At 71.6% G+C, this 16,065-nt stretch carries 9 protein-coding genes; all 9 read right to left on the minus strand.

Translation table 11 applies throughout. The features are described 5' to 3' along the window. Positions 1–30: 30 nt before the first annotated feature. The 9 genes from mxcH to mxcK all read right to left on the minus strand — a co-directional run bounded on the left by mxcH (position 31) and on the right by mxcK (position 15,699). Positions 31–2,529, minus strand: coding sequence for a TonB-dependent siderophore myxochelin receptor MxcH (gene mxcH, locus D7X12_RS28120; RefSeq protein ID WP_244224828.1), 2,499 nt, complete (start codon positions 2,527–2,529; stop codon positions 31–33). Between the two features lie 124 nt (positions 2,530–2,653). Then, a complete protein-coding gene (locus tag D7X12_RS28125; RefSeq protein ID WP_120628351.1) occupies positions 2,654–3,928 on the minus strand; it encodes a 3-deoxy-7-phosphoheptulonate synthase class II in 1,275 nt (424 codons plus the stop codon). Next, entirely contained in the window at positions 3,925–8,283 is a 4,359-nt protein-coding gene (mxcG, locus tag D7X12_RS28130; protein WP_120628352.1) for a myxochelin non-ribosomal peptide synthetase MxcG, read from the minus strand. The genes D7X12_RS28125 and mxcG overlap by 4 nt, the downstream gene beginning before the upstream one ends. A gap of 34 nt (positions 8,284–8,317) precedes the next feature. Then, positions 8,318–9,232, minus strand: a complete 915-nt coding sequence (locus D7X12_RS28135; protein WP_120628353.1) for an isochorismatase family protein — start codon at positions 9,230–9,232, stop codon at positions 8,318–8,320. A gap of 14 nt (positions 9,233–9,246) precedes the next feature. After that, a complete protein-coding gene (locus tag D7X12_RS28140; RefSeq protein WP_120628354.1) occupies positions 9,247–10,881 on the minus strand; it encodes a (2,3-dihydroxybenzoyl)adenylate synthase in 1,635 nt (544 codons plus the stop codon). Further along, on the minus strand, positions 10,878–12,110 hold the full coding sequence (gene dhbC, locus D7X12_RS28145) for an isochorismate synthase DhbC (protein WP_208719334.1): 1,233 nt from the start codon (positions 12,108–12,110) through the stop codon (positions 10,878–10,880). Before dhbC ends, D7X12_RS28140 begins: the two co-directional genes overlap by 4 nt. Before the next feature lie 140 nt (positions 12,111–12,250). Beyond that, complete coding sequence (locus D7X12_RS28150; RefSeq protein ID WP_120628358.1) at positions 12,251–13,024, minus strand: 2,3-dihydro-2,3-dihydroxybenzoate dehydrogenase; 774 nt, start codon at positions 13,022–13,024, stop codon at positions 12,251–12,253. 117 nt (positions 13,025–13,141) lie between these two features. Then, entirely contained in the window at positions 13,142–14,428 is a 1,287-nt protein-coding gene (gene mxcL / locus D7X12_RS28155) for a myxochelin B biosynthesis transaminase MxcL (RefSeq protein ID WP_120628356.1), read from the minus strand. Positions 14,429–14,463: 35 nt separating this feature from the next. Next, on the minus strand, positions 14,464–15,699 hold the full coding sequence (gene mxcK, locus D7X12_RS28160) for a myxochelin export MFS transporter MxcK (protein ID WP_244224829.1): 1,236 nt from the start codon (positions 15,697–15,699) through the stop codon (positions 14,464–14,466). Between the last annotated feature and the right edge of the window lie 366 nt (positions 15,700–16,065).

The raw sequence follows: 16,065 nt of genomic DNA on the forward strand, positions 1-16,065 counted from the left end.
GGGGCTGCGTGCGAAGGCGGGAGGCGGTGTTCAGCGCTCCAGCGTGAACTTGGCGGCGAGGCTGCGGCCGGGGCGTTGGACGCCGTAGAAGTCGAAGGTCCGCGCGTTGGTGAGGTTCTGCAGATCCAGCGTCCAGCTCAGCTTCGTGGGCGTGTCGCGCATCACGTAGGTGAGCGCCACCGAGTGCGTGAGCTGGGACGGGATGCGCCGCTTGGTCTCCTCGGCGCCCACGCCTCCCCAGGCACGGAAGAACTCGTGCACGTAGCGGGAGCGCAGCGTCACCAACAGTTCGTCCTGGGCGCGCAGCAGGTCGGCCACCTTCACCTGCGCGCTGGCGTTGGCCAGCAGGGAGGGGCGGTTGGGGACGCGCTGTCCCTTGAAGTCGCCAAAGGTGCCCTCGCTGGACACGTTGCGCACGTCCTGCCAGGTGGCATTGCCGTCCAGCGACAGCAGCTGGCCGGGGGACGTCCAGCCCGCGGCGCCGACGACGCCCAGCGAGCGCGCGCCGTAGACGTTCTGGTAGAGGGAGAAGCTCCCCTGCGGGATGAGCGTGATGAGCTGATCCGCCAGGCGCGCGAAGCCGCCCGCGTTGGCGCGGAAGGAGCCGAAGCGGCCGGGCAGCAAGGAGACGCCCAGGCCCAGGTTGAAGTTGTGACTGGTCTCGGGGACCAGCTCCAGGTTGTCCTCGATGAGCAGGCCGTCGCCGAAGAGCTCGTCCGGACGTGGCAGGCGCGTGGCCCACTCGTAGGACGCCTTCGCGGTGAGGGCGGGCGAGAGGCGCAGGCGCAGGCTGTCGCCGATGCCCACCTCGTGCGGGGTCCGGCTCAGGTCCAGGAACTCATTGCTCGCGAGCAGCTTCTTCGCGCTCGTGTACTGCAGGTAGTCCTTGGCGAAGGCGACGTTCTGCAGCCGGCCCTCGAAGGCGTCGTACTGGTACTCCAGCCCCGTCACGAGCGAGCCCACGTTGCGCGCCGCGGAGAGCGGATCCGTCTGCTCAAGGGCCTGGAGCTGGCGGTCCTCGCCCGTGCGCACGACGAAGGTGGGCGCCACCGCGAGCCGCAGGACGTGAGCGCCGCCTGGAATCCAGCTCGCGTTGAAGCGCGCGAAGCCGGTGTGCTGGTTGACGTAGCGCTCCACCGCCCGGGACTCCATTTCGCCCCCGGTGGGCAGGGTGAAGAAGCAGCGGCCGTACCAGTCGTAGCGGCACGTGCTCACATCCAGGAAGCGGCTGCGGCGGAACGTGTAGCCGCCCACGGTGTCCACGGTGAGGCCCTGGCTGAAGGTCTGCGCGTAGCGCAGCGTGGTGCCAGCGGAGCCCTCCGCGCCCGTCACGTCGCCGTAGACCTGGGACATGGACGTGTTGTGCTGGATGTCCCGGTCGGACGCGTTGACGAAGGCGCGCACCAGCAGGCGCTGGGCCCACGGCCGGTTCACGTACCCCACCTCCAGGCTCGCGCCGCCGGCCTGGTAGCCATCGTGGAAGCGGGGCAGTCGCGCGGGCACCAGCTTGCCCACGTCGTTCGCGACCTCCACGTCCACGGGGTAGTCGTTGCGCGCGTTGTCGTAGAAGCCGTGCGCACGCACCAGCAGGCCGGTGGACTCCTGGAGGTGGTGGCCGCTCGCGGTGAGGCGGTGCGTGTCGAAGGAGCCCAGCTCGTAGGACGCCGCGCCCCCAGAGCCGTCCACGTCCTGGTCGGTGACGAGCTGCACGGCGCCGCCCAGCACGTCCGCGCTGAAGCGGATGGGCACCACGCCCTGGTAGACCTCCATCTGCTGCACCAGGTTCACCGGCACGTTGGCGAGCCCCGGCCCGTAGCCCGCGAGCTCCAGCGGGATGCCGTCGATGAAGAAGCGCACCTGGTCGTCCGACAGGCCCGCCAGCGAGATGCGCGTGTTGCTGCCCAATCCACCGGCCCGGCGCACGTCCACGCCCTCGGTGCGCGCCAGCGCCTTGCCCAGGTCGGCGGTCTCGAAGCCGGCCTGCTCCATCTCCACGACCTGCACCGCCTCCGCGGACTGGCGGAGGCGCTCGGCGGCGGATTCACCGACGACGGTGATCTCGATGACGTTCTCATCGCCGCCCACGTTTGGTGCGGTGGAGGGCGGCTCCGGAGGTTGCTCCGCGACCGGGCTGGGCGGCGCGGCGACTTCCGGGAGCCGGAAGGCGTAGGTGTAGAGGACGCGGAAGGGCTTTACGACGCCGTCGCGCTTGCCGGGCTCGAAGCGGAACTGGAGCGCGGCCGTGCGCGCGGCCTCGTCGAAGCCGTGACCCACCGGCTCCAACACCTCGGCCTGGGTGACCTGGCCCTGGGCGTCCACCTTCAGCCGCAGGCGCACGTTCGCTTCCAGCCGCGCCTGCATGGCCTCGGCGGGGTAGGTCGCCTCGACGCGCTGGATCAGCTTCGGCGCTTCGATGACAGGCGCCGCCTGCGCAACGGGGTCCGCGCTCGGAGCCTCACCGACCCCGGGCTCCTGCATCGCCCCCGCATGCGCCAGCCCACCGACGCACAGGCCGGCGAGCAGCGCCATGCGCGCGCGGGCCCGCCACCGCCACCGCCGCTTCGTCTCATTCGCGATTATGAAAATGGTTATCATTTTCAACGGCGCGACGTTTAGCGGCTCCGAGTCAGGACTGTCAAGACTGCACGGTGGATCAGGCTGCGTGGGCCTGCGGGGCGCGAACAGTGTGGAGGCCATCCGCGACGCGGAAGGCGAGCTGGAGGGCCTGGGTCGCGTTGAGGCGGGGGTCGCAGTGGGTGTGGTAGCGGCTGGACAGGTCGTCCTCGGACACGTCCAGCGGGCCGCCCAGGCACTCGGTGACGTCCTGGCCCGTCATCTCCAGGTGGAGGCCCCCGGGGTGGACGCCTTCGGCGGCGGCGATCTGGAGGAAGGCCATGACCTCCGCGAGGATCCGCGCCACCGAGCGCGTCTTGTAGCCGTTGGTGGCCTTGTGCGTGTTGCCGTGCATCGGGTCGATGGACCACACCACGGGGCTGCCGTGGCGCCGGGTGGCGGCCATCAGGCGGGGCAGGCACTCCGCGACCTGGTCCGAACCGAAGCGCCCGATGAGCGTGAGCTTGCCGGGGATGCCCTGCGGGTTGAGCGTGTCGATGAGGCGCACCAGGTCGTCCGCCTCCATCGTGGGGCCGCACTTCAGGCCGATGGGGTTCTGGATGCCGCGCATGAACTCCACGTGGCCGCCTTCCAGCTGGCGCGTGCGCTCGCCAATCCAGAGCATGTGCGCGGACGTGTCGTACCAGTCGCCCGTCGCCTCATCGACGCGGGTCATCGCCTGTTCGACGTTGAGCAGCAGGGCCTCGTGGCTGGTGAAGAAGTCCACCGGACGCACGGCGCCTTCGGTCTCCGGCCGGTGCCCCAGGAGCTGGGCCAGGTCCGCGTAGCCTTCCCGGGCCAGGGCGCGCACCAGTTGCAGCGTCTCCGCGGACTGGTGGTAGGCGCGCAGCAGGCGCTGCGGATCCGGCGTGCGCTCGCGGGCGTTGAAGTCCATGCCGTTGATGATGTCGCCGCGGTAGCTGGGCAGCGTGACGCCGTCCACGGTCTCCGTGGCGTTGGAGCGCGGCTTGGCGAACTGGCCCGCGATGCGGCCCACCTTCACCACCGGGCAGCCGCCCGCGAACGTCAGCACGCCGGCCATCTGCAACAGGAGCTGGAAGGTGCTGCGGACATTGTCGGCGGCGAACTCCTTGAAGCTCTCCGCGCAGTCCCCGCCCTGGAGCAGGAACGCCTTGCCCTGGGCGACCTGTCCCAGGGCGTCGCGCAGCCGGCGCGTCTCCGCTGCGGTGACCAGGGGCGGCAGCTTCGCGAGCTCCGCCTCCACGCGCGTGAGGGCCGCGAGGTCGGGGTAGTCATCAGGCAGGTAGCGCACCGGCTTCGAGCGCCAGGAGGAGGGAGACCAGGGGGTGTTCATGACGGAGGCGCCGTTTCTCGCGGCGGCAGGATTCCCTGCGCGACGCAGAAGTCGAGGTAGCGGTGGAGGAGCTTCCGGTCGGTGGGAGGGCAGGAGACACCCGTGCCCTCCAGCGCGGCCAGGAGCCGTTCGCAGCGGATGGGCCCCAGCCCGAAGGCCGGTGCGGAGTCACCGCCGCGCAAATCAAAGAAGGCGAGCGTCGCGTCATGGCCGCCCGTGCCCCGGGCCACCCGCTCGCGCCACTCGGGGACGGGGCAGAGCTCCAGCGGGTAGCCGTAGTCGCGCACCCAACCGAACAGCTCGGACAGGCGGACCTCCGCCGTGGGCGTGACGTTGAACACCGCGCCCGGATGCGGCCGTCGGGTCAGCTGCACGATGGCGCGCGCCACGAAGTCCACCGGCGTCCACACCTCGCCGACGTCGAGCATCGGCAGGGTGCGCACGGGGAGCCCCGCCTGCACGATGCGCCACACCAGGTCCTGCGTGTTGACGAGCCCGGTATCGGGCGCACCCACCACGCGGCCCAGGCGGTACACCGTCGCGGGCAGGCCGCGCTCCGACGCCTGCTGCACCAGCCGCTCCGCGATCCACTTGCTCTGCTGATAGCCGTCGCGCAGGCCGGGGTGCGCGGGGACGAAGGACTCCGGCACGTCCGGGGAGAGGTTCGCCTGGGGCGCCACCGCCAGCGTGGACACGTAGTGGAAGGGCTTGGGCCGCACGGCCGCGGCCAGCTTGAGCAGCTCGCGCGTGCCCCGCACGTTGACGCCCTGGAGGCTGCCGTACTCGCGCACCACGCTCACCACGGCGGCGTTGTGGATGACGGCGTCGCACTCCGCGGCCAGCCCGTGGAAGCGCGCGGCGTCCAGACCCAACAGGGGCTGGGCCAGGTCCGCCGGCAACGCGAGCACCCGTGCCTCCAGCCCCTTCGTCGGAAGCTGCTGGCCCACCAGCGCCATCCGCAGGCGCTCCATCGCGGTCGCCTCACCCTTCGCGCGCACCGTGCAGATGATGCGTGCGTCCGTCTGCTCCAGGAGCTGGTGGAGCAGGTGCGCGCCGACGAAGCCGGTGGCCCCCGTGAGCAGGACCTGGCGGACGCCGGTGCCAAGGCGCGAAGCCTCGCGCGCCCAGGCCTCGCCCGTGGTGGCGGGGACGATGTCCTGGCCCAGCTCCGCGTCCGCGAGCATCGCGGCGGTGAGGCCTCCGGGCTCCGAACCCTCCGCGCTCCCACGCTCGAGCGCCTGCGCGAGGCCCGACACGGTGGGGTGACGGAAGACGGTGGCCACGGGCACCTCGCGGCCCACCGCGATGCCCAGCCGGTTGGCCACCTGGATGCTCTGGAGGGACTGGCCCCCCAGCTCGAAGAAGTCGTCCTGGAGCGACGAGGCGGCGCGGCCCAGCACCTGCTCCCACACCTCCAGCACCGTGCGCTCCAGCGGCGTCGCGGTGGCGCTCAGCGCGGCGGCCTCGTCCGGAGGCAGGGCGTTCTTCAGCACATTGCGGTCGATCTTCCCCGTGGGCGTGCGCGGCAGCCGGTCCACGTAGGCGAAGGCGCCGGGCACCATGGGCGCGGGCAGCGCGGCCAGCAGGTGCTTGCGCAGCTCCGCGGGCGTGGGCTCGGGCGACGCCACCAGGTGCGCGCACAGCCGGCGCGAGCCACCCGGCAGCACCTGTCCCACCACCGCGGCCTCGCGGACACCCGGATACCGTAGCAACACGGTTTCAACTTCGCCCGGGTCGATGCGGTGGCCGCTGATCTTGAACTCGTCATCCACCCGGCCCACGAAGATGAGCTGGCCGTCCTCGCGCACGCGCACCTTGTCGCCGGTGCGGTAGGCGCGCGGCTGTCCTTCCAGGAACCCCAGCCGGGTGAAGCGCGCGGTGTCCAACGCAGGGCGTCCCAGGTAGCCCCGGGCGAGCGCGCCGCCCATCAGGAACAGCTCTCCCTCCGCGCCCGGTGCCGCCAGCCGCCCTTGCGGGGTGAGGACCGCCGCGACCACGCCCGGGAGGGGACGGCCGATGGGGACCTCGTCACCGGAGGGGAGCGCATCGGGGCCCGCGAGGGTGGCGACGGTGGCCACCACGGTCGCCTCGGTGGGACCGTAGGTGTTGAGCAGGTGCACCCGGTCGCCCGCGACGTCCTTCCACCGCGCGATGCGCTCCGGCAGGGCCGCCTCTCCGCCGATGATGACCGTGCGCAGGGAGTCCGGCAGGCGGGCGGCGCCGGTGGACAGGCTGTAGGCCAGCTCGTGCCAGAAGGCCGTGGGCAGGTCGAGCAGCGTGATGCCGTGCTCGGCGCAGGCGTCCATCAGGCGCGGCACGGACTGGAGCATCTCGTCCGTGCGCAGCACCAGCCGCCCGCCCGCGCACAGCGTGACGAAGATCTCCTCGACGCTCGCATCGAAGTGGAGCGGGGCGAACTGGAGCACCCGGTCCCCGGGACCGACGCCGTAGCGCTGCGTCGCGCCCGCGACGAAGTGGGCCAGGGCGCCACGTTCAATCTGCACGCCGTTGGGCTGCCCGGTGGAGCCGGAGGTGTAGATGACGTAGGCGAGCCGGGCCTCTCCGTCGGTGGCGGGCGCGGACGGTGCCGTGTCTTCGTGCGGACGGAGCTGGCTGACGACGAGGCGCCCCGGTGCGGTCGGATCCGCGTCGGGCGTCGGGCGGTCGGACACCACCATTACGGAAGGCCGCGCGTCCTCCAGGATGGCCGCGTTGCGCGTGGCGGGGCCTGCTGGGTCAATGGGCAGGTAGCCCGCGCCCGCGAACAGGACGCCCAGGCTCGCGACGATGGCGTCGGTGCCCCGGGGGATCTTCACCGCCACCACCGAGTCCGGCCGCACGCCCGCGTCCGTCAGCCGGAGCGCCAGGGACTGTGCCTCTGCCACCAGCTCGCGGTAGGTCATCCGCCACGGGCCGTGCGCCAACGCCACGGCCCCGGGCCGCTCCTCGGCCCGCGCCTTCAGCAACTCCAGCACCGGCCGCACGGCCGGCACCGGCCCGCTGTCGAGCACCGAAGCCCCCGGACCCGCGACCGCGCTGGCGCTCCCGACCGGCGGCGCTCGCCGCACGGGGAAGTCGGGCGCGAGCAGCAGCGACTCCAGGAGCTGGAGGAAGCCCCGCTGGTGCAGGGCCAGCGACTCCTCCGTGTAGCAGGCGGGGTTCGCGTCCAGGTCGAGCCGCAGGCCCTTCCCGCCCGAGCGCGCATGGAAGCCGAACGACAGGTCCTCCACGGGACCGGCGGAGATGTTGTGCGCCGTGCCCGACACGCCCGCGAAGTCCAGGGCGTAGTCGAACGGCATGATGTTGACGACGGGGCCGAAGAGCTTGCGCTGTCCGCCCACCAGGCGCAGGTCGCGCCGGAGCTGCTCGTAGCGATAGCGCAGGTGCGGGCGCGCGGCCTTCATCTCCGCCGCCACGTCGCGGGCCAGCGCGTACAGCCCCGCGTCCGGACGCAGAGCGATGCGCAGCGGCACGATGTTCATCGCCATGCACGGCACCCGCAGCGCCGCCGACCCCAGCCGTCCCATCACCGGCAGGCCCAGCACCACTTCCGCCGCGCCCGTCCGCTGATGCAGGTAGATGGCCGTCACGGCCAGCACCAGGTCGGACCAGCTCACGCCCGCGTTCTTCGCGCCGGCCTGAAGGGCCACCATCAGCTCGACGGACAGCGGCTCCGAGCGCCGGAGGAAGCGCGAGGACATGGGCGCCGCCTCCGCGAGCAGCGCGGGCGCGGGGGCGTCCTCCATGCGCGCCACCCAGAAGTCGCGGTCCGCCTTCCACTGGGGACTGTTCCGGTACGCCACGTCCTCGTCCAGCACGGGGGCCAGCCGGTTGAAGCCCGTGGGCGCCACCTTGCCCGCGGCCTTCGAGGTGTAGAGCTCCGCCACCCGCCGCGCGAGCAGCGAGAAGCCGTAGCCGTCCATGGCGATGTGGTGGATGCGCTGGAACCAGAAGGAGCGCTGCGGCCCCACCGTGAGCAGGGCCTGGGAGAACAGCGGCCCCTTCGCCAGGTCCACCGTGCGGCCCAGGTCGCGCCACATCCACTCGCGTGCGGCGGCCCACGGATCCGCCTCCGCGCCCAGGTCCACGCGCTGGAGCGTCCAGTCCATGCCCGCATGGATGAGCTGTCGCGGGCCGTCTTTGTCCGGGCCCGTCACGAAGCGCGAGTGCAGGGCGTCGGCTTCCGCCACCGCGAGGCGCAGGGCGGCCTCGAAGCGCTCCGGGTCCACCGCGCCATGGAATTCGATGCACTCCCCGGCGTTGTACACCGGGCTCTGGAGGTCCAGCTGTTGCCCCACCCAGATGCCGTGCTGGGCCGCGGACAGCGGGCGGCTCTCGTCCTGTGACTCGTGCATGACGCGGAACTCCGAGGGGGAAGGGGGATGCGGGTTACGACGCGCGCGCGCCGGGCGCGCCAGGCTCGACAGGCTGCTTCGCGGCGAGCAGCGAGTACCAGTCGGTGAGCGTCGGCTTCTCCGCCAGCTCCACGAAGGACACCTCGGTGCCGTGCTGCCGCCAGCGCTCCACCAGGCTCATCAGGCGGATGGAGTCCATGCCGCGCTCGAGCAGGTTTTCGTCCTCGCCAATCGCCGTCGCGGACTCCATCAGCAGCTCCGCCACGTCCGCGCGGAGCTGCTCGCGGCTCACCGCGGGCGTGGACTCCGCCAGGGGCAGGGCGTCGATGATCTGCTGCGTGGAGGTGACGACCGCGCAGAGCTGCGACGCGTAGTCGAGCGCCAGCCGGTGTTTCTCCAGGGAGAAGTCCGCCACCGCGTCCGCGACGAGGAAGGGGCGCACCTCGCTCATGAAGCCGTCGCTCGCCGTCTGCAGACAGCCGATGTGCGCGTAGATGCCGCAGATGATGAGCTGATCCCGCCCCTGCGCGGCCAGCGCCTCCATCAAGCCCGTGCGGCGGAACGCGCTGTAGCGCCACTTGGTGAGGAAGAGGTCGCCCTCGGATGGGGTGAGCGCGTCGATGATCTTCTGCTTCTCCTCCGGGCCGCCCCGGACACCGGCGCCCCAGAAGTCCAGCAGCAGGCCGCGCTGCTCCGGCGTCTGGCCCTCCGGCTGGGCGGAGTACACGACGGGGATGCCCAGCTTCGCGCAGTGCGCGCGCAGGCGCTGGATGTTGGCGACCAGCTCTGTCACGGGGGGCTGCCCGGGCGTGAAGGCGTCCACGAAGTAGCGCTGCATGTCGTGGATGAGCAGGGCCGCGCGCTTCGGGTCCGGCGTCCAGGACACCTTGTTCCGGGGCAGGTCCTCCGCGCCGGGCATGGAATAGGGGGCGATGGCAGGCAGGGCCATGGATGACTCCAGGTTCAGGGAGAGGGGGTGGAGAGGGACTGGCGGAGGCTGTCGCGCAGGGCCTTCTTGCTGACCTTGCCCACGCCTGTCTGGGGGAAGGACGCGACGAACTCGATGCGGTCCGGGATCTTGAAGGCCGCCAGCCCGCGCTGGCGCAGGAACGCGTTGAGCGCCGACGCGGCCGGAGCCTCGCCGCGCGGGATGACGACGGCGCAGGTGCGCTCGCCCAGGAACTTGTCGGGGATGGCCACCACCGCGGCGTCGCTCACCGAGGGGTGCGCGAGCAGGTGGTTCTCCACCTCCTCGGCCGCGACCTTGTCGCCGCCCCGGTTGATCTGATCCTTCGCGCGGCCTTCCACCACGAGGTAGCCCTCGGGCGTCAGGCGCACCAGGTCGCCGGTGCGGTAGAAGCCGTCGGACGTGAAGGACCGCGCGTTGTGCGCCTCCGCGTTGTAGTAGCCGCGGATGGTGTACGGCCCGCGCGTGAGCAGGTGGCCCGTCTCACCGGGCGCCACCGGCACGTCGTCGTCGTCCACCACGCGCAGCTCATCCGCGTCCGACATCGGGCGGCCCTGCGTGGTGACGATGAGCTGCTCCGGGTCATCCAGCCGCGTGTAGTTCACCAGGCCCTCGGCCATGCCGAAGACCTGTTGGAGCGCGCAGCCCAGCGTGGGGCGCACGCGCGCGGCGGCCTCGTCGCTCAGTCGCGCTCCGCCCACCTGCAACACCTTGAGGCTGGACAGGTCGTGCCGCTTCGCCTGCGCGGAGTCCAGCCACACCATGGTCAGCGGAGGCACGAGCGCGGTGACGGTGACGCGCTCGCGCTCGATGAGCGGGAAGGCCACGTCGGGGCTCGGGTGGAGCGCCATCACCGCCGTGCCCCCGGCGTAGAAGGTGCCCAGCACGCCGGGCGAGCTGAGCGGGAAGTTGTGCGCCGCCGGCAGCGCGCACAGGTACACCGTGTCGCGGTCGAACCGGCACACGTCCACGCTGGCCCGCACGCTGTAGAGGTAGTCGTCGTGCGTGCGCGGGATCAGCTTGGGCACGCCGGTGCTGCCGCCCGACAACTGGAAGAACGCCACGTCCGAAGGGGCGGGGCCTTCCAGCGCCACGGGCTCCGTGGGCACGGACGCGAGCGCGGTGTGCGGCCCCGCGTCGCCCAGGACGAGCACGTGTTTCAGCGTGGGCGTGGCGGCCTTCACCTGCTCCGCGAGCCCGCGGTAGTCGAAGCCGCCGAAGCGGTCCGGGATGACGTACGCCACCGCCTCGGTGAAGGCGCAGAAGTAGCCGATCTCCGACGCGCGGTGCGCGGGCAGGGCGAACACCGGCAGCGCGCCCAGGCGGAAGAGGGCGAAGACGACCTCGTAGAACTCCGCGACGTTGGGCAGCTGCACCACCACGCGGTCGCGTGCGCGAAGGCCCAGCGCGTGGAAGCCCGCCGCCATCCGGTCCACGCGCGCGTCCAGCTCCGCGTACGTCCACCGGTGCGTGCCCGCCACCAGCGCCAGGTGCATCCCGAAGTCCCGGGCGCGGTCGCGCAGCAGCTGACCGAATGTCTCTCCCCGCCAGTAGCCGGCCTCGCGGTAGCGCCGGGCGAAGTCGTCGGGCCAGGGGGGGCAGCCCGGCAGGTGTTCCCGGGCCGTGCTCACGGCTGCACCCCGGCGCCCAGGCCCATGGCCTGGAGCATGGTGCGGAACTTCGCCTCCGTCTCCGCCAGCTCGGACTCCGGCGTGGAGCCCACGACGATGCCCGCGCCCGCGAACAGCCGCAGCGTGTGCTCGTCCGCCTCCGCGCAGCGGATGGTGACGGCCCACTGCCCGTCACCGTTCGCGTCGCACCAGCCCACCGTGCCCGTGTAGTAGCCGCGCTGGAACGGTTCGATGTGGCCAATGGCCTCGTGCGCCAGCTCCGTGGGGTGGCCGCACACCGCGGGCGTCGGGTGCATCGCGAGCGCCAGCGTCAGCGACGTGATGGACGGATCCTTCAGCTCGCCCTGGATGCGGCTGGAGAGGTGCCACATCGTCTGCGTGCTCACGAGCGACGGGCCTCGGGGTACGTCCAGCGTCTTGCAGAAGGGGCGCAGCGCTTCGGCCACCGCGTCGATGACGACCGCGTGCTCGTGCAGATCCTTGGGCGACGTACTCAGCCGGGCCGCGCGCGCCTGGTCCTCCACCGGATCCGGGCTGCGCGCCGCGGAGCCCGCGAGCGGATTGGCGATGACCTGCAACCCGGAGCGCGACACCAGCAGCTCCGGGCTCGCGCCGATGAGCGTCCGCCGGCCCGTGCCCGCGCCGGAGCCCGGCTCGGAGCCCGGCGGCAGGTCCACCGCGAACGTGTAGCCGTGCGGGTTGCGCCGGGCCAGGTTGTGCAGCAGCTGCCGCAGGTCGATGGGCGTCGCCGTGTCCAGGTGCAGCGAGCGCGACAGCACCACCTTGCGCAGCGGCCCCTCCTGCATGAGCTTCAGCGCCGCCGCGACGCCGTCCAGGTACGCGGCCGGCTCCGGCACGGGGCGCATCGTGTACTTCGCCGCCAGGGGAAGCTGCGCGGGAGCGGCCGGGTCGAACACCAGCGGCCCCGCGCGCTGCAACGTCAGCGGCACCACCAGCTGCGCGGCCACCCGACCGTCGAAGGGCACCGCGCCCACCGCCACCGGGATGTCATGCGCCGCCTCGCGCGACGCATCCAGCACCGCCGCCACCCGCGCGGGCAGCCCGGCCATCGAGTCCGTCCCGCCCTCGTGCGGCACCGTCGCGAACACGCCCCGCGCCAGCATCGTGCGCTTGGGCGACGCGAAGAAGAACGACGAGCCGGCGGCGTACTCGCGCAGCAGCTGCGCCGCCAGCGACTCCTGCTCCCGCTCCAGGACCGTGGCGCTCACCACGCACCCCACGCCAGCGTCAGGTCCATTACGATTCTGGAATTAGTAGTCATTCTCAACTCCGGAGGATTCGAGGGGGACGGGTGCCCGCCCTGGAAGGGAAGGGTGCGGTGTCAGGAGGCGCAAAGGGAGGTGGGCGCTCAGACGCCCAGGGTGGCGCCGCCGTCGATACACAGGTCGTGCATCGTGATGTGGCGGGCCTGCTCGGAGGCGAGGAACACCACGGAGTCCGCGATGTCGTCCGGCGTGGCGATGCGGCGCAGGGGGATGCCGGTGCGGTAGGTGTTCAGCGAGCCGGCGATGACGGCCTCCGGCCCCTGGTCGTCCGACCACAGCGCCCGCTGCATGGCGGTGTCGGTGGAGCCCGGGGACACGACGTTGCAGCGGATGCCGTGCTCGGCCAGCTCCAGCCCCAGGCACTTGGTGAACATGGTGGAGGCGGCCTTGGACGCCGCGTAGGCCGCCATCTGCATGCGCGGCACGCCCGCCGCGTTGGAGCCCACCGTGACGATGGCGCCCGAGCGACGGGGCACCATGTGCTTCGCCACCGCGCGCGACATGTGGAACACGCCGTGGGTGTTGACCGCGAACGTCGTCATCCAGTCCGCGTCGCTGAGCGTGAGCGCCGCGCCCATCCGCAGCACGCCGGCCACGTTGGCCAGGACCTGGATGGGCCCCAGCCCGGTTTCAATCTGGGTGACGGCCTCTTCAATGCCATCCACGTCCCGCACATCCACCGGGAACGCGGTGGCCTTGAGCCCCTGCTGACGCAACTCCGCCACCAGCACGTCCAGGCCGGCGCCGTTCCGATCAAAAACCGCGACCGGCATCGTGCGCGCCAGCTTGCGCGCGACGGCCGCGCCAATGCCCTGGGCCGCGCCCGTCACCACCGCGAGTCCTGTCGTCGCACCCATCATCCGCTCGCCTGGTCCGACTGTTGGAAAATGAGAACGGTTCTCATAATCAGGATCCGGAAGTGCCATGGTCATGGATTCCTGTCAAGAAGGCTCAAGCCTGGAAATGTTCCGTCTTCAGGCGGCGCTGGCGGTGGAGGCGCCCGCGGCCAGCTCGCGCAGCACCTCACCGGCGGCGGCGATGGTGTGCTCCACCTGCTCCGTCGTGTGCACGGCGCTGATGAAGTTCAGGTCGCGGCGCAGGATGACGCCCCGGCGGGCCATGCCGGCCTGGAAGGGGATCATCTTCTGGATGTGCTCGGGGATGTCCTTGCTGAAGCGGAAGAAGGGCACGGCGTCGTAGCCGATGACCTCCAGCGAGGAGCCGGTGGCCCGCGCGTGCGAGTTGACGCCGGCGCGCAGCAGGCGGCCCAGGGACGCGATGTGCTCGATGTAGTTCGTGCTCTTGTACTCGTGGAGGACGGCCTCGCAGACGGCGAGCGACAGCATCTCTCCGCCGAACGTCGTGGACACCTGCAGCTCGCTCAGGCGCGAGAGGTGCTTGGCCGGGCCCGCGATGGCGGACAGGGGCATGCCCGCGGCGATGCCCTTGGACAGCGTGACGAAGTCCGCCTGGATGTCGAAGAACTGCTGCGCGCCGCCCAGGGCCAGCCGGAAGCCGGTGACGACCTCGTCCAGGATGAAGAGGACGCCGTTCGCCGCGCAGGTGTCCTTCACCTGCTGGAGGAACTCGCGGGTGATGGTGCGGTTGTACGGGATGGCCAGCAGGACGCAGGCCAACTGGGCGCCGTGCGCGTTGATGTGCGCGAGCAGGGCGGGCTCGTCCGGGGGCGTGAAGAGGGGCAGGCGGGTGGTGAGCTTCGCCACGGCCGCGGGGATGCCCGGCGTGTCGTACATGAAGTGGTCGTGCCAGCCGTTGTAGCCCACGGTGACGATGCTCTCGCGGCCGGTGATGTGGCGCGCCAGCCGCACGGCGGCGGACGTGGCATCCGCGCCCGTCTTGAAGAAGCGGGCCATCTCCGCGCCCGGGATGATGTCCACCAGGGCCCGCACGGAGGAGACCTCCACCGGCGTGGGCAGCGAGTGGATGATGCCCTCGGCGAGGTGCTTGCGGATGGTCTCCGCCACGGCCGGGTGGTTGTGGCCCAGGAGGTTCGCGCCCAGCGCCCCGATGTAGTCGATGTACTGCTGGCCGTCCGCGTCCTCCACCAGCGCGCCGTCGCCCCGGGTGAGGAACACGGGGAAGGCGCCGGGGGCGAAGTGGTCCGGCTTCTTCATCATCGTCTGGGTGACGCCGGGGACGAGCTTGCGCGCCTCTTCGAGGAGCTGGTTCGAGCGCTCCAGCTTGATGGCGCCCTGGATGGGACGCGGCAGGGACGGGTGACGGGGCGAGGCCTGGGACATGGAGGGGTCCTTGTCGGTGGTGGGTTGAGAGGGATTCAGGGCGTGGGCACGGCGCCCGACCGCGCGGCGCGGCCGTCGAAGACCCAGAGCAGGCCCAGCGAGAGCGCGGAGAGCGCCACCGCGAGCCAGCCCAGCGGGCCGAAGCCGATGAGCGCGCCGTCGGGCGCGGTGGAGAGCAGCAGGGCGCCCATCCACGCGGCGAGCCCGGAGGCGCCGTCGCTGGCGGCCATGTTCACGGCGAGGTAGCGCCCCCGCAGCGCGGGCGGCACCCGGGATGCGACGAGCGCCATGGTGGGGATGGCCCGGCCGGAGGTCAGCGTCATGAAGAGCACGAACACCGCCGCGACCACCGGCAGCGGCGACACGGGCAGGTGCGTGAAGAGCAGGTGCGGCGCCATGGTGGCGACGAGCAGTCCGGCCAGCACCCGCGACGGGCCCAGGCGATCCGCCATCCGGCCAATCCACCGCGAGCTGACGAGCGTGGCGGCGCCGCCGGCCAGGTACACCCAGGGCAGGTCCGACAGCGACAGGCCCAGGTTGCCCACCATGAAGGCGCCCAGGTAGGGGATGAGCAGGAAGCTGGCGAACACCACCGTGAAGGTCAAACCCCAGCCCAGCGCGAGGCGGGGCGTGAAGACGCTGGACGGCGCGCTGGCATCGCCATTCGCTGCGCTCCGGGCGAGGTGTCCGTCCACGCGGGGGAGGAAGCGCAGGAGCAGCAGCCACACGAGCCCCGCGAGCGCCGCGAGCACGACGAACGGTGAGCGCCAGCCCCACTGGTTCGCGAGCCCCAGGCCCAGCGGCACGCCCACGACGGCGGACAGCGCGTACGCCGTCATCACGGTGCCAATGGCCTGGCCCCGGCGCTCGGCCGGCACCACGTCGCTGACGATGGCGATGACGACCGCGCCCATCAGGCCCGCGCAGGAGCCGGCCACGGTGCGCGCCAGGAGCAGGCCCACGGGCCCGGTGGCCGCGCCGCACAGGAGCGTCGCGGTGATGAAGCCCGCGTAGAGCATCAGCAGCGTGCGCTTGCGCTCCAGCCGGTCCAACCAGAACACCCCCAGCACACCCATGGCCGCGGACGCGAGCGTGTACGCGGACACCAGCGCGCCGAACCGCGTGGCCGACAGCTCCATCCGCTGCATCAGCAGGGGGCCCAGCGGCATCAACATCATGAAGTCGACGACGTGCGTGAACTGCACGGCCGCCAGGAGCCACAGCAGCGTGCGCTCTCGCGCGGCGGGGGATGCGTCACTCAAGACAGTCACCTGGATTCCAGACACACCGCGGCCCGTGCCCGGCAATGCCAGACATGGCTCGGCCAGGGCCCGGAGCGATGTGCTCCGAGCCTGCCGGGAGGGGTTATGGACGGCTAATGATAATGAGAATCATCTTCAGAAATGGTCGCGAGTCAATGGGAAAGCGGGATTCGTCGCGAAATCGTCGTGTGGCTTGACGGCGTGGAGGGGGGACGGAAGGGTGGGTGTGCTGCTTGGTCCACCCGTCGTCTCCCCGAGGTGTCGAAGGTGAAGAAGCTCGTCAATGCGCCGCGCGAAGTGGTCCAGGAGATGCTGGAGGGGTTGGTGGCGCTCGCGCCGGGGCAGGCCCTGTTGGAGGGGGAGACGGTGGTGGTG

Origin of the sequence: Corallococcus sicarius (genome assembly GCF_003611735.1) — a bacterium.
Classification (GTDB): domain Bacteria; phylum Myxococcota; class Myxococcia; order Myxococcales; family Myxococcaceae; genus Corallococcus; species Corallococcus sicarius.